This is a genomic window from Crossiella sp. NPDC003009 (genome assembly GCF_053591555.1).
The window spans coordinates 102,158-128,941 of the sequence record NZ_JBSFUA010000022.1 but is presented as its reverse complement, the minus strand read 5'-3'; the positions used below and the strand labels follow the sequence as shown (position 1 = coordinate 128,941).

Below are 26,784 nucleotides of genomic sequence, written 5' to 3'. Positions count from 1 at the left end.
GAGCGCCTGTCACGCGTACTCCGACTCGATCACCGATCTGCCGCTGCTGGAGCGATCGCCCCGGGGAACCGGCGGCGCATCGGCAGTACCACTCACCGCTCGCGGGCCCGCCGCGAGCAGTGAGGCGCCTGTCCGGCCGAGCACAGCGGGCACCTTCCCCGCCGACCTTTCGCAACCGATCCCCGCACTGCCGGCTAGCTGCCGCTGGTCTCCGCGTCAGCGGCCGCCATAGTGCAAGTGGCTGGCTGTCACAGCTTCTTCCAGGTCGCTTCTCCCCTGCCCCACAGGACGATGTTCCCGTCCAGGGGACTGGTGGGGAAATCGGCCCGCAGTATGCGGGTGAGGAACTCGGCCATGCCGCAGTCGTAGCGGCTGAACTTGCCTTCGCCGCGGTCGAACACCAGCACCGGCCACTCCGCCGGGTCCGTCGCGGTGGCGTCCCAGCAGAACATGTCCGCACCGCTGGAGGCTGCCCAGGTGATCAGCGACGGGGATGTCCCTTCCAGCTCGGGGGACTTGACCGCCATGTCCCAGGTGTCCTCCGCGTTGCCCGTCTCGTGGACCATGCCGTCCCAGCCCGCCTCGTGCAGAGGTGCCTTCGGCTGTGGGGGGACGACCTCCAGGAAGTCCTCGACCGTCCCGGCGCCGTACACCTGGATGAAGCGCTGGTAGTCGGGCGGGAACGGCCGTTGCCAGGACCGGGCGATCTCCGCCCAGTCGACGGGTGGCCCGCCGGCGGGCGGCGGCGGCATCAACGTCATCAGCACGTCCACATCGGCTGCCGAGCTCATTCGGTGCTCCTTCCCCCGGTCACGGCATGCCGGCGGTGGGGACCGGTGCGCCTGCGTCGGTCTGGGTGCCCAGGTTGTACCCGTTGGAGAGCATGTTCGGCACGATGGCGTTGAGGCCGATCGCCGGGCTCCCGTCGGGATAGGTGCCCTGCACCGTCACGTGGTAACTCGTGGGGACAGTTCTGTTGCCCGAGTAGCGGGGCGTCACGCTGTACAACACCTGCGCGTCGCCGGAGTCGATCACAGCCTTCACCTGGTTCTCCCAGAGGGCCATGTGGTTGAACCGGTACTGCTGTGAATCTCGCTGACTGGCGTTGGCGCTGCGTGCGCAGGGCGAGAGGTTGCGCAGGTCGCTGCCAGAACCGCCGAGCTGCTTACCGAGCAGGTGGCAGGCGTTGATGTTGCGAGTCTGGCTCAGGCCCTTGCTGGTGGCGAAGCTCTGCGCCCACTGGTAGCCGGGCGGCTGCGCACTGGCCGGGGTGCCGGTGTGGCTGGCCAGGTACCCGCGGTTCAGGCACGCCGTGATCCCCTGGGCGCGGTGTCCGTTGCCGGCATCGGTGGCCTGGATCCTGTCCCAGCCCTGCGGGCCGCAATCGACCGGTTTCTTGGGTCGTTCCCCGCTCGGACGGCCACCGGGCACGCTCTGGATCCGGATGATGTTGAGCATTCTCCCGTCGACGAAGGCAGTGGCCTGCCCACCGTCGTTGATCGCCTGGGAGACGGGATCCGGCGCGGTTCCGGGAGCCACGACCTGCAGCGCGGTGAACGTGCGGTTGTCCGGGTTCAAGATCAGGCCGTCGTAGGACCGGTAGGGGGACAGCCCCGCCGCCTTGCCCGGCGTGAGTCGCTTCACCGTGCCGGGGGTGAGCAGCACCCGCACCGGTTGCGGGTGGACGGTGACGCCCTGGGCTTGGCCGTACTTGGTCAGGGCGTCGCGGATGGCCTTCGGAGAGCTGGGGTCACCGCCGTCGTTGCCGGCCTGCCCGATGTCCGCGGACACCTTCGCGGGCCTTCCCTGGTCACCGCCGGCCGCCAGATCGGCTGCTGGGCCGTTGTCCTGTGGTGCGGTCGCGGCCTGCTGGAGCGCGGCGGCCATCTGCTCCAGCAGGTTCCGCATCTGGGACTGCAGGGCGGCGGTCCCGTTGTTGTGCGCCGTGATCCGCTGGTTGAGCTGTTGTTTCTGTTGCTCGAGCTGCTGACCCTCACCGTTGACCTGGTTCTGCTCGGCGGTGGTGGCGGCCTTCTCGGCGTTGAGCGCGCTCTGCCGCGCCTGCATCTGGCTCTGCGCGGCCCGGAGCTGGGCGGCTTCGGCGTTGTAGGCCGCGTACGCGGCTTGCTGCTGGGGCAGCCGGAAGGTGTTCGGCTTGGCGTTGTGCGCGTTGATCCGCACCTGCAGGGCCGCGACCTCCTGGTTCAGCGCGGCGGCCTTGCCGTTCCAGCCAGCCGCCTTCTGCCGGACCGCGGCGGATTTCTGGTTGTGGGCCTGGATCTTGACTTCTTCGGCTTGCTTCTGCTGGGTCAGCTGCTGGGCTTGCTGCTGCTCCTGGAGCACCCGTGTCTCGATCGCCTTGAGCTCAGCGAGGAACTTGGGGTCGAGCTGGCCGGCGAGGTCCATCCCGCCGGGGCGAGGGGGTGCCACCACGGCGGTGTCGGCGGCCGCCACTGCCACGCCAGGCAGGAAAACCAGCACGGCGACGGAGAGGACGGCCAAGGCGCGCCTGAAGAACAGCACGGTGCGGGGACTGCGGCGCTTCATCCTCATCCACCCACTCTGCTGACGAGCTGGTCGGCGATCGCGGCCGCGGCCTGACGGCTGTCACCGGCCTGGCAGACCGCGACCTGGAGCACGGCGCGTTCTTTCAGCCGTGCCTGCCGGTGGCAGGCCCAGCCGTCACCGGCGTCCTGGGTCGCGACCCAGCTCACCGCCTCCGCGGTGGCGGCGTGGAGTTCGTAGTTCCACTGGGAGGCGCGGTGACTTGCCGCCCCGCCTGCCCGCACCGCGGTGGGGCAGTTGGCGATGCCGTTGGTCAAGGTGGCGAAGACCTGCCGGGCGTGGTCACTGGTGGGGTACAAGCCGATCACCTGGGTGACGGTGTGGTCGGCCTGGGAGTCGGAGTCCTGGTAGGTCACCGACCCGAAACTCGTCCAGCCGCCGGCGTAGACGGCCTGGGTGGCCGGGCCGACCGCCACCGCGCACTCCAGCGGGTCGGCGGTCAGCGCCGGTGGTGGTTCGCTGATGCCGTGCTGGGACCGCAGGGTCTGCCCGAGCGCCTTGCTGACGTCTTCGGCCGGCAGGACGCTGGCCTGCACCGTGCCCGGCACCGCGCTCAACCCCGAGGGCCACATCCACCAGGTGACACCCGTTGCCGCCACCAGGACGAGCACGGCAGCGCCGGCGATCCACCAGAGGCGCCTGCGTGGCCGGGTGGGGGCCGGCTGCGCGGCGGGTAAGGGTGGTGGTGTCTGAGGGCTGGTGCCTGGTGTGGTGGGTTCTTCCGCTGTGGGTGGCTGTTCCTGAGTGGCGGGAAGCCCGCTCGTCTCCGGTTCCTGTGGTGGTTCTCCGGCAGGTGATGGCTGGTTCATCGGTCCCCCAGTTCAGAATGGCCGCACTGCTGCTGTGCTGGGTGCACATCGGTGAGCTGCCTTGCGCAGTCGTGCGATGCCGCTTGACGAGAACCGCCGTGATCAGGTTCGTCAACCCGGCATCGTCCGTTGAGCCCCAGTACCGCGAAATAGTAACTTCCTGCGACCTATAGCGGGAGCGGCCGCCTACCCAGGCGGCTTCGGTCAACGTCACCCGGCTCGCCTAGTGCGGTGACCAGTTCCGGTCGCGCCAGCAGCGGCCTCCGCAACCACTCAGTGCTGTTGGTTGCGAGGGCACGCTCACCACGCAGCGATGTCGATCAGACGGGATGCCCTGCTCCGAACTCAGGCAGTCGGGTGCCGTTCCAGCGGGTGCGGCTGTGGGCCTGGCTGGCGCGGGAGCGGGACACCGCCGCGCTCACCGCGTATCCGTTCCGCGGGCCGTGGCTGGGATTGGACACCACTGTCTCTTGTGGACAGACGGGGTCGGGCTCACCAGTGCGGTGCCGCACGATGTGGACGGACCGGTGGGCACGGTGAACCAGACTCCGCACGGTGCGGCCCTAGCCTGCGGGGCCATGACCTCTGAGGTAATTGAGCCGCTGCCACCGGAGAGACCTGTGCACACCTTGCGCGGCAGTCTGCGGATCGACGGCTGGGGCACCGGCGTTGCCGGGCTCGTCATGCTGGCAGGCGGACCGTGGCTCAGCGGCCCGCTCGGCCTGCCGTCCGGCTGGTTCGCGCCGGTCGGGATCGTCCTGCTGGGCGGTGCCGTCGCCCTGCTCGTGATCGCCGCTCGGCCGCAGATCCCGCCGGTGCCGGTGGGGATCGCCATCGTGGGCAATGCCCTGTCCGGGGCGGCGATCTTGCTGGCGCTGGGCTCGGGTCTGGTGCCGCTCACCGGTTGGGGCGTGGCCGTCCTGTTTGCCGGGGCGGGCTGGACGGGTGCCTTCCCGGTGCTCACCTGGCGCGGTGCGCGGGTCGTCTTCCCGCTGTGCGGGGTTCGGGTCAAGCCGTTGCCACCGCGGCGATTCCGGCCAGCACCAGGGCCGCGCCGATGAGTCTGCGCACCGGGTTCGCCTCGCCGAACCAGCGCCAAGCCAGTAACGCACCGAGCACAATGGACAGTTCCCGCATCGGCGCGACCACACTGAGCGGGGCCAGCCGCATCGCGTACAGCACCAGCACGTAGGCCAGCGGGGAGAGCACCGCGATCACCAGGACCTCGGTGCGGTGCGCCCGCCACACCGCGCGGGTGCGTTCGGGCTGTCGCAGCGCCACCGGGGTCAGCAACAGGCTCTGGGCAAGGGAACCGAGGCAGAAGTAGACCAGCGGCGGGACGGCGAGGGTGGTCACCGAGTAGGCGTCCCACAGGGTGTACCCGGCGATCGCGAGGCCGGTCAGTCCACCGTAGAGCAGGCTGGTGTTCAGCGCGCCGCGCCGGCCGGTGGGGCCGAGGCCGATCACGAACACCCCGGCCACGATCGCGCCGGCGCCGAGCAGTCCGGTCCAGCCGGGGCGTTCGCCGAGCACCAGCACCGCGGCCAGCACGGTCAGCAGCGGGCCGCTGCCGCGCGCCACCGGGTAGACCACCGACATGTCGCCGACGGCGTAGCCGTGCTGGAGCACCAGCGCGTAGGCGGCGTGCAGCACGGCGCTGACCGCGACCGCGAGCAGCCAGCTCCACTGGGCCGGGGTGTCGCCGAAGAGGAAGGCGAGCACCGCGGCCGGTCCGCAGATCACCACCGAGGCGACCTGGTAGAGCCACACGAACGGCGCTCCGCCCGCTCCGGCGCGCTTGGCGGCGAAGTTCCACAGCGCGTGCATCACCGCGGCCAGCAGCACCAGGACGATCGCGGTCACCAGCCCATCCTGTGCTCGCGGACCAGGCCAGTCGAGTGATTTGTGCGCGCGGTCATGCCGATGGCCCCGTTACGACACCCAGGTGACAGGGCAGCGCGGGCTACGCCCTTTCGGCGTAATCGCCGGTGCGCTGATTGACGGGATAAATCCACTCTTAGCAGAAAATGTGCCCAGCTATCTTGTGCGCAGCCTCTTGTGGTCAGCGCCGGAACTGTTTTTGATGTTCGGGAACCGTTGGGCCACAACGATCGGCCCCAGGTGCAGGCTGGTAACGGAGTGGCCAAGATGTCCCGGGAACTCCGATCGCGTTCTTCAGGTCATTGACGCTGGCAATGCCCCTCCCTAAGCTGCCGACCACGCTAGATTCGATCTGGCGACTCTGGGGAGAGGCAGACTTAGCGCGACGCGGGGGCGATAGCGGTGTTATTCACCGCGTTCCGTTCCGCGTTGACACCGATCATGGGGGCTTCATTTGGAATGGGCGGATTCGCGCTGCCGAGGCGGCGTCCGATGACGGGCCGGGTAGCGCTCGTCAGCGGAGGTAACAGGGGTATCGGACTGGCGACCGCGCGGGCGCTGGCCGATGCGGGCGACCGGGTTGTCATCGCGGCCAGGAAAGCCGGTGACTTCGGCGACGGGCTGCACTCGGTGCGCTGCGACGTCGACGACATCGACAGCGTCACCGAGGCGTTCACGCAGGTAGAGCGGGACCTGGGCCGGGTGGAGGTGCTGGTGGCCAACGCGGGCATCGTCCGCGACGGGCTGCTGATGAGCCAGTCCGACGAGGACTTCCGCGCGGTGCTGGAGACCAACCTGCTGGGCGCGGTGCGCCTGGTCCGGCGGGCGCTGCGCGGCATGCTGCGCGGGCACGGGCGGATCGTGCTGGTCTCCTCGGTCTCCGCGCTCACCGGTTCGCGCGGCCAGACGAACTACGCCGCGGCCAAGGCCGGACTGATCGGCCTGGCCAGGTCGCTGGCCCTGGAGACCAAGGCGCGGGACATCACGGTCAACGTGGTCGCGCCCGGCTGGATCGACACCGACATGACCGCTGACCTGCCCGAACCCATCCGCAAGAAGGGCGAGCTGGAGGTGCCGCTGGGCCGCTTCGGCAGGCCCGAGGAGGTGGCCGCGGCGATCCGCTTCCTGACCAGCCGGGAGGCCGGCTACATCACCGGCGCGGTGCTGCCGGTGGACGGCGGCCTGGGGATGGGGCTGTAGATGGGACTGCTCACCGGCAAAAGACTGCTGGTCACCGGCGTGATCACGGAGTCCTCGATCGCGTTCCGGGTGGCCGAGGCGGCGCAGCGGGAAGGCGCGCAGGTGGTGCTGACCGGCTACGGGCGGCTGTCCCTGGTGCGCCGGATCGCGGCCCGGCTGCCGGAGCCCGCGCCCGTGCTGGAGCTCGACGTCACCAACGACGAGCAGCTGGCCAGCCTGACCGACCGGCTGCTGCCGCACCTGACCGGGCTGGACGGCGTGCTGCACTCGATCGCCTTCGCCCCGGCGGGCGCGCTGGGCGGCAACTTCCTGCACACCACCAGGCAGGAGGCCGCGACCGCCTTCGGTGTCTCCACCTACTCGCTGCAGGCGCTGACCACGGCCACGCTGCCACTGCTGACCGAGGGCGCCTCGGTGGTCGGGCTGGACTTCGACGCTGGTCAGGCCTGGTCGGGCTATGACTGGATGGGAGTGGCCAAGGCCGGGCTGGAGTCCTGTGCCCGCTACCTGGCCGGCTACCTGGGGCCGCGCGGAATCCGGGTCAACCTGGTCGCGGCCGGGCCGTTGCGCACGGTGGCCGCGCGCAACATCGCGGGCGAGCCGGGCAGCGGCGAGGGCCTGGACGGGGACTGGCCGCAGCGCGCGCCGCTGGGCTGGGACTGCGCGGACGCCACCCCGGTGGCCAAGGCCTGTGTGGCGCTGTTCTCCGACCTGTTCCCGGCCACCACCGGGGAGATCATCCACGTCGACGGCGGCGCGCACGCCATGGGCGACCGGCTGACCAGCCGGTTGAGCCGGGGAGCCGCCCGATGACCGCGATGCAGCTGAAACCGGACGAGCTGAGCGACCTGGCCGGGACCAGCCTCGGCTACAGCGGCTGGCGGCAGATCACCCAGGACCGGATCACCCGGTTCGCCGAGGCCACCGACGACCACCAGTGGATCCACCTGGACCCCGAGCAGTGCGCGCAGGGGCCCTACGGCAGGCCGATCGCGCACGGCTTCCTGATCCTGTCCCTGCTGCCGGCCTTCATCGGCGAGGTGTTCGAGGTCGCGGGCGTCTCGCTGAGCCTGAACTACCGGGTGGACAAGGTGCGCTTCCGCAAGCCGGTCGCGGCCGGGGAGTGGATCAGGGCGAAGGTCGGCATCGGCGCGGTCCGGCAGCGCCCGCACGGCTATCTGGAGGTGGCCGCCACGGTGTCGGTGGAGCTGGACGACGGCTCGGTGGCCTGCACGGCGGAGCAGACCAGCCTCTACCCGGGCACGGGGTAGGCGGCGATGACCAAGAGCGCGGCCGGACCGAGCACGTCGATGGCTCCGCTGGCGCTGGTCGAGGTGGCCGCGGCGCTGTCGACCTGGGCGAACGCGGTGCTCACGCTGGCGCTGTCCTGGCTGGCGCTGGAGCGCACCGGCAGTCCGGTGGCGGCCGGGATCATCGCCGCGGCGAGCACGCTGCCGATGCTGCTCGGCGCGCTGTTCGCGGGCACGGTGGTCGACCTGGTCGGCGGCAGGCGCACCGCGGCGGGCGCGGACCTGCTCTCCGCGGGGTCGGTGGCCGCGATCGCGGTGCTCGACCTGGCAGGCGGGTTCTCGCTGTGGGCGGTGGCCGCGCTGGCCTGCACCGGTTCGCTGTTCGACCTGGCCGGGATGACCGGGCGCAAGGTGCTGCTGCCGGCCGCGGCCGGGCGGGCCGGGCTGCGGCTGGAGGCGGTCAACGGGATCCACGAGTCGCTCAAGGGGGTCGCGCTGGTCGCCGGGCCCGCGCTGGGCGGGCTGCTGATCGGGCTCGGTGGCGCGGCCACGGCGCTGGCGGTGGCCGCGGTCGCGCCCGCGCTGGCCGCGGTCGGCACGCTGCTGGTCAGGCTGCCCGAGCAGGGGCGGGCCCCGGTGGCGGGGTCGGCGCTGCGGTTCGCCTGGCACGGGTCGCGGCAGGGCTTCGCCGCGGTGTGGCGGGACCCGTTGCTGCGGCTGACCGCGCTGATGGGGGCGACGCTGTACCTGGCGTACCTGCCGATCGCGAGCATCGTGCTGCCCGCCTACTTCCACGCTCAGCACGCGCCGGAACGGTTGGGCCTGCTCAGCATGACCCTGGCCGTGGGCGGCATCGGCGGCGCGGTGGGTTACGCCGTCCTCGGCCACCGGCTGCGCGGGCGGGCCACCTTCGTCACCGCGATGGTCACCAGCGCGGCCGGTCTGGTCGCGATGTCCTTCCTGCCGCCCTATCCGGTGCTGCTGGCGCTGGCCGGGGTGGTGGGCCTGGCCAGCGGGCCGATCTCGCCGCTGACCAACCTGGCCACGCAGCTGCGCTCGGCGCCGGAGCTGCGCGGCCGGGTCATGGGGATCATGACCTCCGCCGGGTACGTCGGCGGCCCGGTCGGCCACCTGCTCGGCGGCCCGCTGGTGCAGCAGCTGGGGCCAAGGGGCGCGTTCGCGGTGCTGGCCGCGGTGCTGTTCCTGCTGGTGCTCGGCGCGTCCTGGCTGCCCGCGCTGCGCGGGTTCGACCGGTTGTCGGCCACTGCCTGACAACACTTCTCCTTACGAAACACACAAACACACAACTGGAGGGAAGGCTGCTGTGCGTCCAAAATACGACGAGGTCCTGGCCGGATTGACGAAGATCCTGCACGAAGTCGCGGGTGTCCCGGTGGAGGATGTCCGGCCGGAGAAGTCCTTCGGCGATGAACTGGACATCGACTCACTCACCTTGGTGGAAGTGCTGCTGATGGTCGAGGAGCAGTTCGAGGTCCGCATTCCGGACGACGACGCGCTTGGCCTCAAGACCGTCGAGGACACCGTGGGCTACATCCTCGCCCACGGCTGACCGCCCGCCGGTGGGCGGAAATCGAAAGGAAACTCCGGAGAAATGCTCAAGAGTTTGCTGTGCGCCGATTCGGTGCAGAGTTCCGAGGAATTACGGGACCGGGTGGTCCGGATAGCCCAAGTGCTCACCGAGTCCCACGGGGTCACCCCGGGGACCAGGGTGCTGCTGAAGGCGGAGAACTCGGCCGCGTTCATCACCGTGCTGCTCGCGCTGATCCACGCGGGCGCCTCGACGGTGCTCATCGATCCCGGCCAGCGGGCGGCGGAGACCGCGCGGGCGGCCGGGCTGGCCAAGGTGCGGCTGGCGGTGGTCGACGACGAGGACACTGAGAACATCCCGTGGCTGCCCATGGTCTCCGGGTTCGAGCTGCTGGCCGCCGCGGCCGCCCGCCCGCCGACGGCGACCGCCTTCGAGCTCAGCGCCTGGGCCGGGCTGCCGGACGCGCTGATCACCTGGTCCTCCGGGTCCACCGGCGAGCCCAAGGGCATCGTGAAGTCCGGCCGGGCCATGCTGCGCAACCTGCGGCGCACCATCGACCGGATGGGCTACGGCCCTGATGACGTGCTGCTGCCGCTGCTGCCGTTCTCCCACCAGTACGGGCTGTCCCTGGTGCTGATCTCGGTGGTGGCCGGCTGTTCGCTGGCGGTGGCGCCCTACCGCAGGCTGGACCGTTCGGTGCGGATGGCCGGGCGGGTCGGCGCGACCGTGGTGGACGCCACGCCGAGTGTGTTCCACCTGCTGCTCAACCTGGTGGAGCGCAGCCCGGAGCTGGCCAGCGACCTGGGCCGGGTGCGGATGTACTGCACCGGAGGCGCGCCGCTGCCGGTGCAGGTGACCGAGCGGTTCCGGGCCCGCTTCGGCAGGCCGCTGCTGGACGGCTACGGCAGCACCGAGATCGGCAACGTCTCCTTCGCCACCCCGGCGAACCCCGTTGCCTGCGGCCAGGTCCTGCCGGGGGTGCGGGTGCGGGTGGCCACCGAGGACGGGGAGGCGGCCGGGCCGAACACCGTCGGCGACCTCTGGGTGTCCACTCCGGACCGGTTCACCGGCTACCTGGGGCCCGACGGCGAGATCGTGCCCTCCGGCAAGGGCTGGTACCGCACCGCGGACCTGGCCCTGCTGGACGAGCACGGGAACCTCTCGGTGCTGGGCCGGGAGTCGGCCGTGCACCGCTCGGGGCACACGCTCTACCCGGAGATCATCGAGCGCACCGCGGCCCAGTGCGGCGCGCTGGTGAAGGTGGTGCCGGTGCCCGACCCGCAGCTGGGCCACCGCCTGGTCTTCTTCGTCGAGGACGCCCAGGACCGGCCCGCGACCTACTGGCGGGAACGGGTCTGCGCCGTGCTGCCGCCGTTCGAGCAGCCCAACCGGCTGCTGGTGCTGGCGGAGTTCCCGTTGACCGGCAACGGAAAGACCGACTGGCGGCGGCTGCTGGCCATCGCCGGGGACGCGGGACCGCGGGAGGAGCGCGCGGCCGTGCGCGACCTCTCGCCCGCGATGTGACCCACAAGCGCCCACTGAGGAAGGAGGACCGACATGCCTGATCCCGGCAGAGACGGACCACGTCGAGTGGTCATCACCGGTTGCGGGGCGGTGACCCCGGTCGGGTTGACCGTCGAGGAGCACTGGAGCTCGCTGCTGGCCGGTCGCAGCGGCATCGGCCTGATCGAACGCTTCGACGCCGGTGACCTACCGGTGCGGATCGGGGCCGAGGTCAAGGGCTTCGACCCCGGCGAGTACCTGGAACGGACGGTGTACCGGCGGCTGGACGTCAGCACCCAGTACGGGGTGGCCGCGGCCGTGCAGGCGGCCGAGGCGGCGAAGCTGGTGATCGGCCCTGAGCTCGCGCCGAAGGTCGGCGTCTACGTCGGCTCCTCGGCCGGTCCGGCCCAGTTGACCTGGGACACCACCATCAAGCTGCACGAGCGGGGACCGCGTGGCATCAGCCCGTTCTTCTTCGCCACCAGCGGTTCGGAGAGCAGCGCGGGGGAGATCGCGCTGAAGCTGGGCGCGCACGGCCCGGCGGCGAACATGAGCACGGCCTGCGCCACCGGGGCCACCTGCATCGGCGAGGCGCTGCGGCTGATCCAGCTCGGCGTCACCGACGTGATGATCGCCGGTGGCGCGGAGGCCAGTGTCACCCGGCTCAACATCGCCGGGGCCGCGGCCTCGCGGGCGTTGTCCCGCCGCAACGAGGAGCCGGAGAGGGCCTGCCGTCCGTTCGACCGGGACCGGGACGGGTTCGTGATGGGCGAGGGCGCGGGGGTGGTGGTGCTGGAGGAGGCCGAGCACGCCCGGCGGCGGGGCGCGCCGATCCTGGCCGAGCTGGCCGGTTACGGGGCCACCACCGACGCCTACCACCTCACCGCGCCGCACCCGGAGGGCCGCGGCGCCAAGGCGGCGATGCGGACCGCGATGGCAGGGGCGGGCGTGGCACCGTCCGAAGTGGACTACATCAACGCGCACGGCACCGGCACCGCGCTCAACGACGCGGCCGAGGCCGCGGCCATCCGCGCGGTCTTCGGCGAGCGCGCGCCGGAGATCCCGGTCAGCTCCACCAAGTCCATGACCGGGCACCTGATCTCCGGGGCCGGGGCGATCGAGCTGATCACCGCGGTCATGGCGATCAGGGACAACGTGGTGCCGCCGACCCTCAACTGCGACCACCCCGACGACACCGGCCTGAACTTCGTGCCGCACACCGCACAGCAGCACCGCACTGATGTCGTGATGAGCAACTCGTTCGGATTCGGCGGGCACAACGCGGTGCTCCTGGCCCGGCGCTGGGAAGGGAACTGACCGATGACCTCCATGATCGTGGCCACGGCCGATGGCTTGGGCGGCGTGGCTTTTGTGCCACTGGCCGCCATTCCCGAGGGGGCGGTGGTCGCCTCGATCACCGACCGGGTGGAGCACACCGCGCCGACGAAGTACACCATCCAGGTATCCCGGGACCGGCACGTCGACGCGGCGGAGGTGCGCTACCTCAACCACTCCTGCCGCCCGAACGCGGTGGTGGACACGGTGCGCAACGTGGTGGTGGCGACCAGTCCAATCGCCGAGGGCGAGCAGGTCACCTTCTTCTACCCGGCCACGGAGTGGGAGATGGCCGATCCGTTCAGCTGTGGCTGCGGCCACGACAACTGCCTCGGTGAGATCGCCGGAGCCGCGTTCCTGCCGGGCGCGGTCCTCTCCGGCTACCGGCTCAGCTCGCACATCGCCGAGCTCGTCGCCGAACGCGACCGCTGAGCTGATCCGCGGCGACGCCGGGGTGTCCGGGCACCCCGGCGTCGCCGATCCCCCGATCCGCCCCCACAGAAGGAAAACCGATGACCGAGCGACCTCACCTGCGGCTGACCTGGTTCGACGACCGGACCGAGGCCACCGGCCACCTGGTGATCGACACCCTCGGCCTTGGCGTGGCCAGCGGCGGCCTGCGCATGCGGCCGGGCTGCACCATGGCCGAGGTGGCCGCGCTGGCGCGGGCGATGACCCTCAAGGAAGCACTGGTCTACGAGCCGGGCCGCCGGTACCTGCCCTTCGGCGGGGCCAAGGGCGGCATCGACTTCGACCCCCGGCACCCGGAGGCGCCAGGGGTGCTGCGCCGGTTCGTCGAGGCGGTGCGCCCGCTGCTGGCGACGCACTGGGCGGTCGGCGAGGACCTGGGCACCAGCCAGGAGGCCATCGACGAGGCGGTCGCCGCGGCCGGGCTGCGTTCCTGCGTGCACGCCGCGCTCCGGCACGTGCCCGACGGCGCGGAGGCCGGACTGGACCGGGTGGCCAAGGCGTTCGCCGTCGAGGTCGACGGGCTCGGTCTGGGTGACAGCGTCGGCGGTTACGGCGTGGTGCAGGCGGTGCTGGCCACGCTGGCCGAACACGGTGAGACCCCGGCCGGGAAAACCGCGGTGGTGCAAGGCTTCGGCTCGATGGGCGGGGCCGCCGCGCGCTACCTGGACCGGGCCGGACTGCGGGTGGTGGCCATCGCCGACCGGGCGGGCACGGTGGCCGACCCGGCCGGGCTGGACGTGGCCGCGCTGCTGGCCGGGCGCAGCCGGGACGGCCTGCTGCCGAGGGAGAACCTGCCCGCCGGGGCGCGGTTGCTCGACCGCGAGGAATGGCGGTCCTGCCAGGCGGACGTGCTGGTGACCGCGGCGGTGTCGGAGGCGGTCACCGCGGCCAACCAGGCGGAGGTGCGCGGCCGGTACCTGGTGGAGGCGGCCAACGTCTCGGTCACCGCGGCGGCGGAGGCGGCGCTGCTGGCCCGCGGAGTCGTTGTGGTGCCGGACTTCCTGGCCAACCTGGCGGCCAACGCCTGGTGGTGGTGGACGCTGTTCGGCGACATCGGCCCGACCGGGGCGGAGGCCTTCGCCATGATCGAGAAGACCATGTGGCGGCTGGCCGGCGCGGTGTTCGGCTCGGCACGGCAGACTGGCCAGACCCCTCGGGCGGCGGCCACCGCTATCGCCGAGGGCCACCGGGAGTCGTTGCGGGACAAGCTGATCCACGGGTGAGCCGGCGCGCCAGCGCGCGCAGGCCGTGCGCGCCGCCGTGCACTCCGGCCAGCACCACCGGGAACGCCGCGAACCAGTAGGCCGCGCCGCTGCCGGCCACCAGTCCGGCCTTGCGGAGCCGCCGCCAGGCCCACCAGGAGAAGGCGATCACGCCGGGAGCGGTCACCACTCCCGGCGTGTACCGGCGCTCCACCAGCGACTGTCCTATGTGGACTATGCCGTGCAGGCCGAACCCGGCCAGCACGGTCTGGTAGTACTCGGATCGCCCGCCGGTGCGGGCGCCTTGGGCCGCCGCGGCCGCGACCAGCAGGCCCATCAGGCCGATCGCGGTGGCGGTGTGCACGCCGTCGGTGCGCAGCGCGGTCCACATCCGCTCGGGCACGGCCGGATACCGGGCGCGCAGGCCGCGCAGCCATTGCTCGTTGTGGGCGGGCATGGTGAGCAGCTCTTCCAGGTCGTGCACCGCGAAGGCGGCCAGCAGTCCCCAGGTCACGCTGCCCGGCACCGTTGTCTCCGGCATGCTCAGTCCACCTTCACCACTCCGGCGGTCCCGTCCACGGTGACCGGCTGCCCGTCGGTGATCTTGCCGGTGACGCCGGAAACCCCGACCACGGCGGGAATCCCGTACTCGCGGGCCACCACCGCGCCGTGCGAGTTGACCCCGCCGGTCTCCAGCACGACCCCGGCCGCGGTCAGGAACAGCGGGGTCCAGCCGGGGTCGGTGGAGGGCGCGACCAGCACCTCGCCGGGCGCGATCTTGGCTCCCACCGGGTCAAAGACCACCCGCGCCGGGCCGCTGACCGTGCCGGGTGAGGCGCCGGTGCCGCGCAGGCCGCCGTCGGGGCCGGCCACCGACTCGGTGGGTTCGGTGCCGTCGGAGAGCAGCAGCTTGGGCACCTGCCTGCGCCGGGACTCCCGCTGGTGCTCGGCCCGCCGCTGCTCGATCCGCGCCCGCAGCTCGCTCGTTGCCGCGCCGGAGACGGCGGCGCGCGTCTCGGCCAGGTCCAGGAAGAAGACGTCCTCGGCCGCGGCCAGCACACCCCGCTCGGCCAGCTCGTCGCCGACCGCGCGCAGCTGCCGCCGGGCCCGGTCCAGCAGGGCGACGGTGTAGAACTTGGTGATCTCGCGGTACCCCATCAGCTCGCGGGTCCGGCGCAGGGCGAACCGCACCACCGCCCCGCTCAGCCGCCCGTCCGTCCTGGCGCGGGCCACCAGCTCCCTGGTCATGGCCGTGGCGGCGGCCGCGCCCTCGGCGAAGTGCCGCTCCGGGGAGTGCGCCGGATCGGCGGAGGCCAGGTAGTTGCCGACCACGCCGAGGATGTGCGCGGGGTCCTCGGACCAGCGGGCCGCGCCGAGGTCGATCTCGGCGACGCAGCGGTGCCCGTACTCGGCCAGGAACCCGGCCAGCGCGCGTTGCAGCTTCGGTGGCAGCTCACCGCGCCGGTAGTCCTCGGCCAGTCGCGCCGGGTCCTGGAACAGCGCCGCCGCCTCGCCTGCCTGCTCGGCCAGCCGCCACAGCGCCAGGTCCATCTCGGTGGTGACGTTGTGCGGCAGGCCGCGCAGCAGGGTGAAGACCTCGGCGGAGGAGATCCGCTCGCCGAGCAGCTTCACCGCGATGCCCAGCATCGCCCCGCCGACCGCGGACACCGGCACCATCCGGGGGAAGATCGCGGGCAGCGCGGTGAGCAGGATCCGCTCCACCGCCGCCAGCCGCTCCCGCGCGTCCGCGTTCGCCGGTCCCTCGTACCGGCGCAGGTACCGCTTCCCTGTCCGCCGCACCCGGCGGCGGGCCGAGGCCGGGAACACCAGCGCCTCGACCACGCGCGCGGGCACGTTGGCGCGCAAGGCGATTCGCAGCAGGGCACGCACCAGGCCGCGCTTGGAGGGCTGCCGCAGCGGGAACCGGGGGTCCTCGGTGAGCGCGGTGAACAGCCGGGCCACCCCGTCGTCGACCATGGTCAGCAGACCGGGCAGCGCGGCCCGGCCACCGGCGGAGGTCAGCGCCGGGGTGAGGTCCAGCATGATCCGCCCGCCCGCCTCCGCGCAGACCGCCGGTCCCCGGTCCGGATCGGGCACGGTGCGCCCGGCCAGCCGGGCCATGCCGGTGGCGGCCAAGCGGAAAGCCGAGCGGCCCATCGGGGTCAGCGGTCCGTGCATGCCCTGCCAGACCATGCTGTAACACAGGTAGGCGCGCGGGGTGTCCGGGTCCGCGGCGGCCGGCAGCGGGAACAGGGTGGTGATCGGCCGGGACTGGGTCAGCCACACCAGGCCCTCGGCGTCCAGGGCCCACTCCACGTCCTGCGGCGCGCCGAAGTGCGCCTGCACCTCGCGGCCCGCGGCGGCCAGCCTGCGCAGCGCGCCCTCGTCCAGGCACTCGCCGCCGCCGGAGGTCTCGACCACCTCGACGCCGCCGCCCTCGACCGGCCGGACCTCCTTGCCCTTGTCGCCGGGGACCCTGGAGAGCACCTGGCCGTCGGCGTCGAGCACGTAGTGGTCGGGGTTGACCAGGCCGGAGACCACTGCCTCGCCCAGTCCTGGGCTGGCGTCCACGCTGAAGCAGTCCCGGCGGCCGGTGACCGGGTCGGCGGTGAACAGCACGCCGGCGACCGCGGCGGGCACCATGCGCTGCACCACCACGGCCAGGGTGACCTCGTGGTGGTCGATGTCCTGGGCGGCGCGGTAGTCCACCGCCCGGTCGGTCCACAGCGAGGCCCAGCAGCGCCGGACCGCGGAGAGGACCTCGGGTTCGCCGAGCACGTGCAGGAAGGTTTCCTGCTGACCGGCGAAGCTGGCCCAGGGCAGGTCTTCGGCGGTGGCGGAGGAGCGGACCGCGACCGGGCCCGCGCCCAGCTGCCGGTAGGCGGCCAGCACCGCGGCGGCCACCTCCTCGGGCATCGGGCGGGCCAGCAGCGCCGCGCGCACCTCGGCGGCGGGCGCGCCGGTCCCGGTCAGCGCGTCGAGCGCGGCGCGCACCCCGTCGTCATCGGCGGCCCGGCGGTAGGCCTCGGTGGTGAGGCAGAACCCGTCCGGCACCCGCAGCCCGGCGCTGATCATGGACGCCAGGTTGGCCGCCTTGCCGCCGACCAGGTGCCCTTGGCCGTCCTGGATCGCGCCGAGGTCGAGGACCAGGGGACTGCTCTTCGCTGCCTGACTCACCGCGCCAGTGCACCGCGAAACGCCGCGGGTGCGCATCGTGGTCACCCCGCAGGGATAGCCGCATCCTCGCCGTCGGCCAGGCCGAGCTTGCCGAGTCCGGCGGGCAGCTGGGCCCGGCCGCTGATGCCGAGCTTGCGGTAGACGCTGGTCAGGTGTGCCTCCACGGTGCGGCGGGCCAGGTAGAGCCGGGCCGCGATCTCCTCGTTGGTGGCTCCGCGCGCGGCCAGCAGCGCGACCCGCCGCTCCCCCGTGGTCAGCGGCCCGTCCTGGTCCGGCCGGGGCAGCCGGGGCCGTCCGCCGACCGCGATCAGCTCGTCGCGGATCCGAGCCAGCAGCCGGTCCGCGCCCAGCTGCCCGGCCCTGCGGTGCGCCTCGCCGAGCACTTCCCTGGCCTGTTCGTGCTCCCGCACCGAGCGCAGCAGCCTGCCCTTGACCAGCAGGCCGCGCGCCAGTTCCAGGGGGAACCGTTCGCCGAGCAGGGCCACCGACTCCTCGACCTCGGCGAGTCCGTCCGGTCCGCCGCGCACGTCGCCGCTGCGGCGCAGGGCCACCGCCAGCGCCCGCGCCGCGCCCCAGCAACGCGCCAGCCGCACCTCCTCCTCGGCCAGTGCGAGGGCTTCCTCCTCGCGGTGCAACCGGGACAGCGCGACCGCGGCGGCCGAGCGCCAGGGCGCGGCGGCCGGGTTGAGGCAGCCGATCGCGGTCAGCCGCTGTCCGGCCGCGAGCAGGTCGGCCAGCCCGGCCTCGGGGCGTCCGGCGTCGACCTTCCACTGGCCGCGGGCGGCCAGGGCGAGGTCGGCCACCCACAGCCGGGGCAGGTCGCCGTGCTCGTCCAAGCCGCAGGCAGCCGGTGAGGGGAAGGCTTCCGGGCACTCCTCGGCGATGGTCAGGGCGGCGATCGCCGGGCCGGCCCGCCACAGGTCCCAGTCCCGGCCCTGCGCCAGCCGGATCGCGGTGGCGGTCAGCTCGCGCGCCTGGTCGGGACGTCCGGCGTGCCAGGCGGTGAGTCCGCCGAGCCAGGCCGCGGTGTAGCGGGGCAGCGGGGCGTGCCAGCGGCCCGCCTCGGCCGCGCCCTTGGCGAACAGCTGCTCCGCGGTGTCCAGCTGGTCGGCCCACAGCAGCACCCCGGCCACCACCAGCCAGGTCATCGCGGACTGGTCCGCGGGCTCCAGTCCACCGGCCAGGGCCTGGTGGATGCGGGCGGTCACCTCGGTGGCCGGGCGGCACTCGAAGGCGGCGGAGAGCACCTGGTAGGCCCCGGACATGCCCTCCACCCTGGCCGCGCGCCGCCCGAGGCCGCCGGTCTCCTCGCGGCGCGCGCTGAGCACGTCGTCGCTGCTCAGCGCGATGAAGGTGAGCTCGGCGGCGGCTCGGCCGAGCAGTTCCTGCTGACCGTTGAGCGGCACCCGGTCCAGTTCGGCGCTGAGGATGTCGCGGGCCTGGGCGGCCTTGCCGGTCAGCGCCAGCGCGTGCGCCAGCTGCAGCGCCCAGCCCAGCCGGGACTCCGGCGCGGAGGACTCGGCCATCGCGGTCTCCAGGTGCCCGGCCGCCGAGGGGGTGTGCTGGTACAGCTCGGCGGTGCCCAGCCCGGCCAGCAGCTCCGCCCGCCGGTCGCCGACCACCGGTTCGGCCAGCGCGCGGCGCAGCAGCTGGGCCGCGTCGGTGTAGCGGCCCTGGGCGAGCAACTGGTCCGCGCTGGTGTGCAACAGCTCCAGGTGGCTGGAGTTGCCCTCGGGGTAGACGGCCAGCAGGTGCCGGGCGGCTCGTTCCCGCCCGCCGGGTTCGGCGGCGAAGACGGCCACCACCCTGGACTCGGCCTCGTGCCGGGCCGAGGGCGCCAGCGCCTGCCGGACCGCCTGCCGCAGCAGCGGCGGCCCGATCGCCACCCCGGCCGCGTCCACGCTCGCGCAGGACAGGCGGGCCAGTAGCGCGAGCACGTCGGCGGTCCCGGCAGGCGGCCGGTCCAGGATCTTGGCCGCCACCGGCGCGGGGACCGGCGTTTCCAGCACGGAGAGCACCCGCAGCGCGCGGGCCGCCTCGGGGTGGTGCGCGCTCGCCCTGGCCAGCGCGGCGGCCGCCACCGAACGCGGCGCGCTGCCCACCGGATCGGCGGTCAGGAACGCGGTGACCAGTGCGGGAATGCCGTGGGTGGCGGCAAGGCAGGCGCCGGCCGGGCCGTCGTGCCCGAGCACCCGCCGGCATTCGGCGGCGACCTGGTCGGCGGTCAGCGCGGGCAGCGGCACCCGGAGCAGGTCGGGGTCGTCGGTCAGCTCGGCCAGCGCGCGCTCCGCCTCCGGGGTGGCGGCCGGGTCGGCCCCGACGGCGAGCAGCAGTGGCGCGTGCTCCAGCCTGCGGGCCAGGTAACCGAGGAACCGCAAGGACTCCGGGTCGCACCAGTGCGCGTCGTCCACCGCGATCACCAGGGGGCGTTGGGCCGCCTGCCGGGTGAGCAGCCAGTGCAGCCGCTGCTGGATCTCGCCGGGGGCCAGGCCGCGCAGCGCGTCGAACCAGCCGCCGTCGCGGGCGGCGAACCCGGCCAGGTCCTCCCCCGGCGGCAGCGCGTCCAGCAGCTGGCGCACCGCGCCCCAGGCGAACCCGGACTCCGCGTGCGCGCACCGCACCAGCATCGCGGTGCAGCCGTGTTCCTGGCGGGCGGCGGCGGTGAGCGACCGCAAAGCCGTGGTGCGCCCGGTGCCCGGCCCGCCGTCAAAGCGGACCAGCCGGGCGCGGCCCTCGCGCAGCTCGGCAAGCCAGCGGCCGATCCCCTCCAGGACAGCTCCGTGCACGGTGCTCCGCTCCCCCCGCGGTCGGTGGCGTCCAGATTATGCGGTTGCGGCTGCGGTCGGACCGTGAAGCCGGGAACCACCCGGATCGGATTCTCTTGCCTCAGCCCGCCGAGCCGAGCAAGGAGAACGACAGCCGTGGACGAGGTCACGCTCACCGCACCACAACGCGACATGCTGCTCTACCACCGGATGTTCCCGGCGGACACCTCGTTCACCATGGTGCACCTGGAGCTCATCCGGGGACAGGTCGACCTGCCGCGGCTGCGGGACGCACTGGAGTTCGTGCTCACCGGCAGCACCGGGCTCAACCTCGTCTTCCACCTCGACGCCGACGGCGACAAGGCCCACCGGCACCCCGGCAAGCCGGTGGTGCCGATCGTGGCCGTGCCGGAGACCGCCGAGGAGCAGGCCTGGGTGGTCGAGCAGGTCCGGCTGGAGGGCGAGCGGCCGCGGCCGCCAGAAGAGTGGCCGCTCTACCACCTCGCGCTCTACCAGGGCCGCGAGCACGCCTACCTGGCCATGGTCTGCTCGCACCTGGTCGGCGACGCGGTCACCATGTTCAACCTGGTCGACCTGGCCACCAAGCTGTACAACGAGGAGCCGGTGGAGGAGTACCTGGCCAACCTCACCTACCTGCCGGTGGACCAGCTCAGCCCCAAGCGCCAGGACGCCGCGGTGGAGGCCTTCGCCGAGATGCTGCGCGGCATGCCCCGGCTGGACCACGAAGGCCTTGCGGTGCAACGGCAACGCGGTGGGGCGATGCCGGGGGTGTGCCGCCAGGAGAGCCTGCCGGACAGCCTGGACCGGGTGCTGCGGGAGAGCGAGTTCGTCAAGGAGAACGGGCCCTACACCGTTTTCCTGGCCGCCTACGCGCTGACGCTGGCCAGTCTCGCGGGGCGGCCGGAGGTGGCGGTCGGGGTGCCGATGGCCACCCGCAGGGACTGGAAGCAGATGTTCGCGCTGGGCTACTTCATCAACACGCTGCCGCTGGCGCTGAACCTGACCGAGACGCCGACCTTCGACGCGCTGTGCGCCACCATCAACACCCGGCTGCGCACCATGCTCAAGCACCGGTTCTTCGACTTCAACGAGCGGGCCGCGGACGTGCTGGGCGGCCGGGGGGCCTGGCACCCGGACAACGCGATCACCTACTACCGCAAGGCTTTCCCGCTCGAACTGCCCGGTTGTGCGACCGAGACGCTGTTCGTGCCGAGGAGCCTGGTGCGCTATCCGCTCTCGGCCACCCTGCGCGAGACCGACGAGAACTTCGTGGTGAGCATCGAGTACGCGGAGCGCTTCGCCGCCGCCGACCCGCTGGCCATGATCACCGAGGTGCTGGGCGCGGCGCTGGCCGATCCGCTGGCCCCGCTGTCCGGGCTGCGGGTGCTCGGCGAGCAGGCCGAGGCGCGGATCGACCGCCTGGTCAACGACTACCGACCCGGGCAGTCGCCGGGGTCGGTCGACGAGTGGTTCACCGCCACCGCGCGGCAGCACGCCGACCGCGTCGCGCTGGCCGACCCGGCGGGCGAGTGGACCTACGCCGAGCTGGACGCGGCGGTCTCCCGGGTGGCCGCGGCGCTGACCGACGGCGGCCACGGGCCACACGTGGCGGTCGCCATGCGGCCCCGGCGCGAGCTGATCGCGGTGCTGCTGGGCGTGTTGCGCGCGGGCCGGGCCTATGTGCCGATCGACCCGGCCGCGCCGCCGGAGCGGGTCGCGCACATCCTCGGCCAGTTCGAGGCGATCTCGCTGATCGCCGAGGAGACCGCGCTGCCCTCGGCGCGGGTGAGCTCCCGGCACCGACCGGAAGACCTGTTGTCCTGCAACGGAACCGCCAGCTCGCGGCCGCCCGCGCCCGAGGACCTGGCCTACCTGATCTTCACCTCCGGCTCGACCGGGGTGCCCAAGGGCGTGCGGGTCTCCCACGGCAACCTCACCGCGCTGTTCACCGCCGCGGCCGGGCACTACGACTTCGGCCAGGACGACGTGTGGTGCCTGTTCCACTCCTACGCCTTCGACTTCTCGGTGTGGGAGATGCTCGGCGCCTTGCTGCACGGCGGAAAACTCATCATCCCGGCGGAGCGGGCACTGCGCTCACCGGTGGACTTCGCGCACCTGCTGGCCGACACCGGTGTCACCGTGCTGAACCAGACGCCCTCGGCCTTCCGCAGGCTCACCGACATGCTCGATGAGGCCACCGCCGCGCGGCTGGCGGTGCGCTGGGTGGTCTTCGGCGGCGAGGCGCTGCGGTTCGAGTCGCTGCGGCCGTGGCTGCGGCTGGTCGGCGAACGGGCCCGGCTGGTGAACATGTACGGGATCACCGAGTCCACCGTGCACACCACCTTCTTCGAGATCACCCCGGAGCTGGTGGCCGAGGAGCAGCGCAGCGTGATCGGGAAACCGTTGGCGCACCTGCGGTTGCACGTGGTGGACCGCGACCTCAACCCGTGCCCGATCGGCGTGGCCGGGGAGATCCTGGTCGCCGGGGACGGGGTCGCGCAGGGCTACTTCGGCAACCCAGAGCTCACCGCCGAACGCTTCCCGGCGGACACCCGGTACGGGCGGGTCTACCGCTCCGGCGACCGCGGCTACGTCACCGAGCAGGGCGACCTGGTCTACCTGGACCGGGTGGACCGGCAGGTGCAGCTGCGCGGCTACCGGATCGAGCCCGGCGAGGTGGAGCACGCGCTGGCCACGGTGCCCGGCATCGCGCAGGCCCACGTCGGCGTGCACCTGCCCGAGGGCGGCGAGCCGCTGCTGACCGCCTGGCTGGTGCCCGAAAGCGAGGCCCCCGCCGACGCCGAGCTGCGCGGCGCGCTGACCGGCAAGCTGCCCGCCTACCTGCTGCCGCAGGCGTTCGTGCGGGTGGAAACGCTGCCGCTGACCGTCAACGGCAAGGTGGACACCGCCGCCCTGCCCAAACCCGGATCCCCAGGCCCGCGACCGGCGGTCGCCGAGGACGGCCCCGGCGGGTGGCGGGCGGTGGCGGCCATCTGGGCCGAGGTCATCGGCATCGAGACGGTCGGCCCCGACGACAGCTTCTTCGAGGTCGGCGGCACCTCCATGCACCTGGTACGGGCACACCGGCGGCTGACCGCCGAGCACGGCGCGGACCTCGACATCGTGGACCTCTTCCAGTACCCGACCCCCCGGCTGCTCGCCGCCAGGCTGGGCCACGCCCCGGACGCGCCGCTGCGCCCCGGCAGGCCAGGAAACCGCAGGGCCAGGCCCGTCCGGCAGCCGGTCGCCCGCGCCCACCGCGGCGGGCTGAGCAGGGAGGAGACCGCCGGATGAGCACCAGCGAACAGGACGGGATCGCGGTCATCGGCATGGCCGGGCGGTTCCCGGCGGCGGACTCGGTGGCCGAGCTGTGGGACAACCTGCTGGCCGGCCAGCGGGCCATCCGCCGCTTCGAGGAGACGGAGCTGACCGCGGCCGGGGTGCCGGAGTCGTTGCGCCGCAACCCTTCCTACCGGCCCTTCGGCGCAGACCTGGCCGGGATCGACCTCTTCGACGCGGAGTTCTTCGGCATCCCGGCGCACGAGGCCCGGCTGATCGACCCGCAGCACCGGATCTTCCTGGAGACCTGCTGGCGCGCACTGGAGGACGCCGGGCACGACCCCGGCGGTTTTGCCGGGCGGATCGGGGTGTTCGGCGCGACCGGACTGAGCACCTACCTGCTCAACGTGGTCGCCGGCCAGGCGGAGCTGCCCGAGGACGGCATCAGCTATCCGGTGCTGCTGGGCAACGACAAGGACTACCTGTGCACCCGGGCCGCCTACCGGCTCGGGCTGACCGGGCCCGCGGTGACGGTGCAGACCGCCTGCTCCTCCTCGCTGGTGGCCGTGCACCTGGCGGTGGAGTCGCTGCTGGCCTTCGAGTGCGACCTGGCGCTGGTCGGCGGGGTGAGCGTGGCGGTGCCGCAGCACACCGGCTACCTGCACCGGGAGGGCGGGATCTTCTCCCCCGACGGGCAGTGCCGGGTCTTCGACGCCGAGGCCGCGGGCACCGTGCGCGGCAGCGGCTGCGGCGTGGTCGTGCTGCGCCGCCTGGCCGACGCGGTCACCGGCCAGGACCGGGTGGACGCGGTGATCAGGGGCAGCGCGGTCAACAACGACGGCAGGGACAAGGCCGGGTTCACCGCGCCCAGCGCGGCCGGTCAGACCGAGGTGATCCGGGACGCGCTGGCCGTCTCCGGCGTCCCGGCCGCACAGATCGGCTATGTGGAGGCGCACGGCACCGGCACCGCCCTGGGCGACCCGATCGAGGTCCGCGCGCTGACCGAGGCCCTGGGCGCGGAGCCTGGCCGCTACCTGGGCAGCGTCAAGGCCAACCTCGGGCACCTGGACGTGGCGGCCGGGGTCACCGGGCTGATCAAGACCGTGCTGGTGCTGCGGGAGCAACGGATTCCGGCGCAGGTCGGCTACACCGCGCCCAACGCGCACATCGCCGATCAGCTTGCCGCGTACCGGATTCCCACCTCATCGGTCCGCCCGGAGCAGCCGGTGCGGGCGGCCGCGGTCAGCTCCTTCGGCCTGGGCGGCACCAACGCGCACGTTGTGCTCACCGCGGCCGCCGAACCCGACCGGCCCGCGCCGCCGGGACCCTCCTACCGCGTTCAGCTCAGTGCCCGCGACCGCACCGCCCTGGAGGAGCAGATCCGCGACCTGCACGAGCACCTGGCGCGCCGCGAGGTCCGGCTGGACGACCTCGCCTTCACCCTGGCCAACGGCCGCGCGCCCTTCGCCGCCCAGGCCGCCTGGCGGGTGCGCTCGGTCGCGGAGCTGCGCCAGGCGCTGGCCGATCACCTTGCCGGACAAGGTGATCCGGCCACCGCCCCCACCGGCGATCCGGACGACTTCTCGGTGGCCCGACGGATTCCATTGCCCGGCCACCCGTTGCGCGGGCAGCGGCACTGGATCGACGTCGCGCCCGCGCACACCGCGGCGGCCGGTCTGGCCGAGCAGGTCCGCCAGCGCACCGCGACCTTCCTGCGTAACCCCGAACTGACGCCCGGCGACGACCTCTACGAGATCGGCCTGGACTCGATGGCCGCCGTGGAGCTGGTCACGCTGCTGCGCGAGGACACCGGCCTGCCACTGACCTTCGAGTCCTTCGACGGCCTGCGCACCGTCGAGGAGGTGGTGGCGCACCTGAGCGAACTGGCCGCCGGGGCCGCCGACACCGGGCACCGGCACCTGCTGACCGAGCTGCGCGCCGGAACCGCGCCGGGCCACGTGTTCCTGGTGCCGCCGGCCGGTGGCAGCACCACCAGCTACCTCGACCTCAGCAGGCACCTCGGCGAGGAACGCACGCTGTGGGCACTGGGTTATCCGGTCGAGCGGGCCGCGGAGTTCGCCACCATCCGGGGGCTGGCCGCGCTCTACACCGGGCTGGTGCGCGAGGTGCAGCCGGCGGGGCCGTACACCATCGTCGGCTACTCCTTCGGCGGCAGCGTGGCCTTCGAGATGGCCACCGAGCTGGAACGCGCGGGCGAGCGGGTGGACCGGCTGATCATGCTCGACTCGCACCCGCCAGAGGCCTACCTGGGCGGGGACACCGAGGACCGGGACTTCCTGGCCGCCTTCGGCACCCTGCTCACCGAGCTGTTCCCCGGCACCGTCCTGCCCGCCACCTCGGCGAGCACCGTGGAGGAGGTCCTGGCCTGCTGCGACGACGGCACCTGGTCGCCTGCCGTGCGGGCGGAGCTGGCCAAGTTCTTCCGGATCTGGCGGGACAACCACCGCGCGCTCAAACGCTGGTACCCCGACCACCGGCTGGCCGCCGACATCACCCAGATCCGCGCCGAGGCACCGGAGAACGCCGAGATCATGTCCACTTTGGACATGGGCACGGTGGACAAGGGCCTGTGGGCCAAGCACACCGAGGGCAGGCTGCACGTGCTGCCCACCCCCGGCGACCACTACTCGATGATCAGGAACCCGGACCACGCCGCCGTGCTCGGCAAGGTCCTCGACGGCGCGCTGCGGGACACCCCGAGCGCCCGGTGACAAGCATTTCCCTTTACCAGCAAGGAGGACCGACGTTGTCCGCACGTATTGTCACCGGCCACGCGTTGCGCCGTGACCTGGTGACCCAGGCGGCCAAGCACGCCAGCGACGCCGGCGTGATCCCGGTGGTCGCGCTGATCATGGTCGACAACGAGGACCCGATGACGCCGCTGGACTTCCGGTTGCACCACAAGGTGTTCACCGGGGCCGGTTTTGACGTCCGGCCGTTCGAGCTGGCCCGCGACACCACGCCCGGCCAGATCCAGCAGCTCATCGGCAGGCTCAACCAGGACGACGAGATCGACGTGGTGCAGGTGCTGATCCCGTTGCCGCCACAGCTGGACATCCGTTCGGTGCTGGCCGCCATCGACCCGGTCAAGGAGGCCGAGGGCCTGCACCTGGAGCACGTGATCCGGCTCAACCCGCTCAGCGACCGCCCGCCGACCCGCATCCCGGTGGTGCCCACCGCGGTCGCGCACGTGCTCAACGAGCTGGACTTCGACCCCTCCGGCGGCCAGGTGGTGGTGCTCACCGACCCGGACATCACCGAGACCAACCCGGTGGCCAAGATGGTGGCCAGGGTCGCCGCCTTCGCCGCCCTGCCCCCGGACACCGCAGGCACCTCCGTCCCGGTGACCCATCCGCGCGCCGCGGAGATCACCAGCACCGCCGACCTGCTCGTGGTCTCGGTGCAGCGACCGGAGATCGTCACCGCCGACTGGGTCAAGCCGGGCGCGACGGTGATCGACTTCATCCGCACCTTCCTCGGCTGGCGCGCCAGCGAGAAGGACCCCGCGGGCCGGGTGGCGCACCTGGTCGGCGGCGTGCACCACGAGTCGGTGGCCGAGGTCGCGGCCACCATCGTGCCCGCCATCGGCGGCGCGGGCCCGGTCATGATCGGCGCGCTGGTGGACCAGATCGTCACCGCCACCATCGACCGCAGGAGCCGCTGACCGCCGAGGGCGGCCGGGGCCGGCACGCGTGGGCACGTGCCGGCCCTGGCCAAGGGCTTGACCCTGACGGTGCGTCAAGGTTGGAGGCTGGT

20 protein-coding genes are annotated in these 26,784 nt (G+C 72.7%); 13 read left to right on the top strand and 7 right to left on the bottom strand.

What is annotated here, in order from left to right; genetic code table 11:
* Positions 1-248 precede the first annotated feature (248 nt).
* From ACWDY5_RS23130 to ACWDY5_RS23120, 3 genes are read right to left on the bottom strand one after another with little or no spacing between them, the layout of a single operon-like run.
* Complete coding sequence (locus ACWDY5_RS23130; RefSeq protein WP_449724251.1) at positions 249-791, bottom strand: hypothetical protein; 543 nt, start codon at positions 789-791, stop codon at positions 249-251.
* A gap of 19 nt (positions 792-810) precedes the next feature.
* Positions 811-2,553 carry a DNA/RNA non-specific endonuclease gene (locus ACWDY5_RS23125; RefSeq protein WP_449724250.1) on the bottom strand — a complete coding sequence of 581 codons (1,743 nt, stop codon included), beginning with the start codon at positions 2,551-2,553 and terminating at the stop codon, positions 811-813.
* Positions 2,550-3,176, bottom strand: coding sequence for a sensor domain-containing protein (locus tag ACWDY5_RS23120; protein ID WP_449724249.1), 627 nt, complete (start codon positions 3,174-3,176; stop codon positions 2,550-2,552). The genes ACWDY5_RS23125 and ACWDY5_RS23120 overlap by 4 nt, the downstream gene beginning before the upstream one ends.
* Positions 3,177-3,952: 776 nt before the next feature.
* On the opposite strand from ACWDY5_RS23120, the gene ACWDY5_RS23115 reads away from it, so the two are divergent.
* A complete protein-coding gene (locus ACWDY5_RS23115; RefSeq protein ID WP_449724248.1) occupies positions 3,953-4,435 on the top strand; it encodes a hypothetical protein in 483 nt (160 codons plus the stop codon).
* On the opposite strand, the gene ACWDY5_RS23110 is transcribed toward ACWDY5_RS23115, so the two are convergent.
* Positions 4,383-5,237 carry an EamA family transporter gene (locus ACWDY5_RS23110; RefSeq protein WP_449724247.1) on the bottom strand — a complete coding sequence of 285 codons (855 nt, stop codon included), beginning with the start codon at positions 5,235-5,237 and terminating at the stop codon, positions 4,383-4,385. The genes ACWDY5_RS23115 and ACWDY5_RS23110 overlap by 53 nt on opposite strands.
* Positions 5,238-5,747: 510 nt before the next feature.
* On the opposite strand from ACWDY5_RS23110, the gene fabG reads away from it, so the two are divergent.
* From fabG to ACWDY5_RS23065, 9 genes are all read left to right on the top strand, one after another.
* A complete protein-coding gene (gene fabG, locus ACWDY5_RS23105) occupies positions 5,748-6,455 on the top strand; it encodes a 3-oxoacyl-ACP reductase FabG (RefSeq protein WP_449724246.1) in 708 nt (235 codons plus the stop codon).
* Complete coding sequence (gene fabI, locus ACWDY5_RS23100) at positions 6,456-7,268, top strand: enoyl-ACP reductase FabI (protein WP_449724245.1); 813 nt, start codon at positions 6,456-6,458, stop codon at positions 7,266-7,268.
* The gene (locus ACWDY5_RS23095) at positions 7,265-7,726 is read left to right on the top strand and encodes a MaoC family dehydratase (protein ID WP_449724244.1); all 462 of its coding nucleotides are present in this window, start codon (positions 7,265-7,267) and stop codon (positions 7,724-7,726) included. The genes fabI and ACWDY5_RS23095 overlap by 4 nt, the downstream gene beginning before the upstream one ends.
* 6 nt (positions 7,727-7,732) lie before the next feature.
* Positions 7,733-8,977, top strand: coding sequence for an MFS transporter (locus tag ACWDY5_RS23090; RefSeq protein WP_449724243.1), 1,245 nt, complete (start codon positions 7,733-7,735; stop codon positions 8,975-8,977).
* A 52-nt stretch (positions 8,978-9,029) separates the two neighbouring features.
* Entirely contained in the window at positions 9,030-9,275 is a 246-nt protein-coding gene (locus tag ACWDY5_RS23085; protein WP_449724242.1) for an acyl carrier protein, read from the top strand.
* Between the two features lie 42 nt (positions 9,276-9,317).
* The gene (locus ACWDY5_RS23080) at positions 9,318-10,778 is read left to right on the top strand and encodes a class I adenylate-forming enzyme family protein (RefSeq protein ID WP_449724241.1); all 1,461 of its coding nucleotides are present in this window, start codon (positions 9,318-9,320) and stop codon (positions 10,776-10,778) included.
* A gap of 33 nt (positions 10,779-10,811) precedes the next feature.
* A complete protein-coding gene (fabF, locus tag ACWDY5_RS23075; RefSeq protein WP_449724240.1) occupies positions 10,812-12,074 on the top strand; it encodes a beta-ketoacyl-ACP synthase II in 1,263 nt (420 codons plus the stop codon).
* Between the two features lie 3 nt (positions 12,075-12,077).
* A complete protein-coding gene (locus ACWDY5_RS23070) occupies positions 12,078-12,524 on the top strand; it encodes an SET domain-containing protein-lysine N-methyltransferase (RefSeq protein WP_449724239.1) in 447 nt (148 codons plus the stop codon).
* Between the two features lie 80 nt (positions 12,525-12,604).
* Positions 12,605-13,786, top strand: coding sequence for a Glu/Leu/Phe/Val dehydrogenase dimerization domain-containing protein (locus ACWDY5_RS23065; RefSeq protein ID WP_449724238.1), 1,182 nt, complete (start codon positions 12,605-12,607; stop codon positions 13,784-13,786).
* Here the strand turns inward: ACWDY5_RS23065 and ACWDY5_RS23060 are convergent.
* The 3 genes from ACWDY5_RS23060 to ACWDY5_RS23050 are packed head-to-tail and all read right to left on the bottom strand — an operon-like array spanning position 13,734 to position 19,728.
* Positions 13,734-14,306 carry an HXXEE domain-containing protein gene (locus tag ACWDY5_RS23060; protein ID WP_449724237.1) on the bottom strand — a complete coding sequence of 191 codons (573 nt, stop codon included), beginning with the start codon at positions 14,304-14,306 and terminating at the stop codon, positions 13,734-13,736. The genes ACWDY5_RS23065 and ACWDY5_RS23060 overlap by 53 nt on opposite strands.
* 2 nt (positions 14,307-14,308) lie before the next feature.
* The gene (locus tag ACWDY5_RS23055) at positions 14,309-16,942 is read right to left on the bottom strand and encodes a PEP/pyruvate-binding domain-containing protein (protein ID WP_449724236.1); all 2,634 of its coding nucleotides are present in this window, start codon (positions 16,940-16,942) and stop codon (positions 14,309-14,311) included.
* A 41-nt stretch (positions 16,943-16,983) separates the two neighbouring features.
* Entirely contained in the window at positions 16,984-19,728 is a 2,745-nt protein-coding gene (locus ACWDY5_RS23050) for an AAA family ATPase (protein ID WP_449724235.1), read from the bottom strand.
* A 135-nt stretch (positions 19,729-19,863) separates the two neighbouring features.
* Between ACWDY5_RS23050 and ACWDY5_RS23045 the strand changes: the two genes are divergently transcribed.
* From ACWDY5_RS23045 to ACWDY5_RS23035, 3 genes are read left to right on the top strand one after another with little or no spacing between them, the layout of a single operon-like run.
* Positions 19,864-23,022, top strand: a complete 3,159-nt coding sequence (locus ACWDY5_RS23045) for a non-ribosomal peptide synthetase (protein ID WP_449724234.1) — start codon at positions 19,864-19,866, stop codon at positions 23,020-23,022.
* Positions 23,019-25,739 carry a beta-ketoacyl synthase N-terminal-like domain-containing protein gene (locus ACWDY5_RS23040; protein ID WP_449724233.1) on the top strand — a complete coding sequence of 907 codons (2,721 nt, stop codon included), beginning with the start codon at positions 23,019-23,021 and terminating at the stop codon, positions 25,737-25,739. Before ACWDY5_RS23045 ends, ACWDY5_RS23040 begins: the two co-directional genes overlap by 4 nt.
* Positions 25,740-25,774: 35 nt before the next feature.
* Entirely contained in the window at positions 25,775-26,692 is a 918-nt protein-coding gene (locus ACWDY5_RS23035) for a tetrahydrofolate dehydrogenase/cyclohydrolase catalytic domain-containing protein (protein ID WP_449724232.1), read from the top strand.
* Positions 26,693-26,784: the final 92 nt, after the last annotated feature.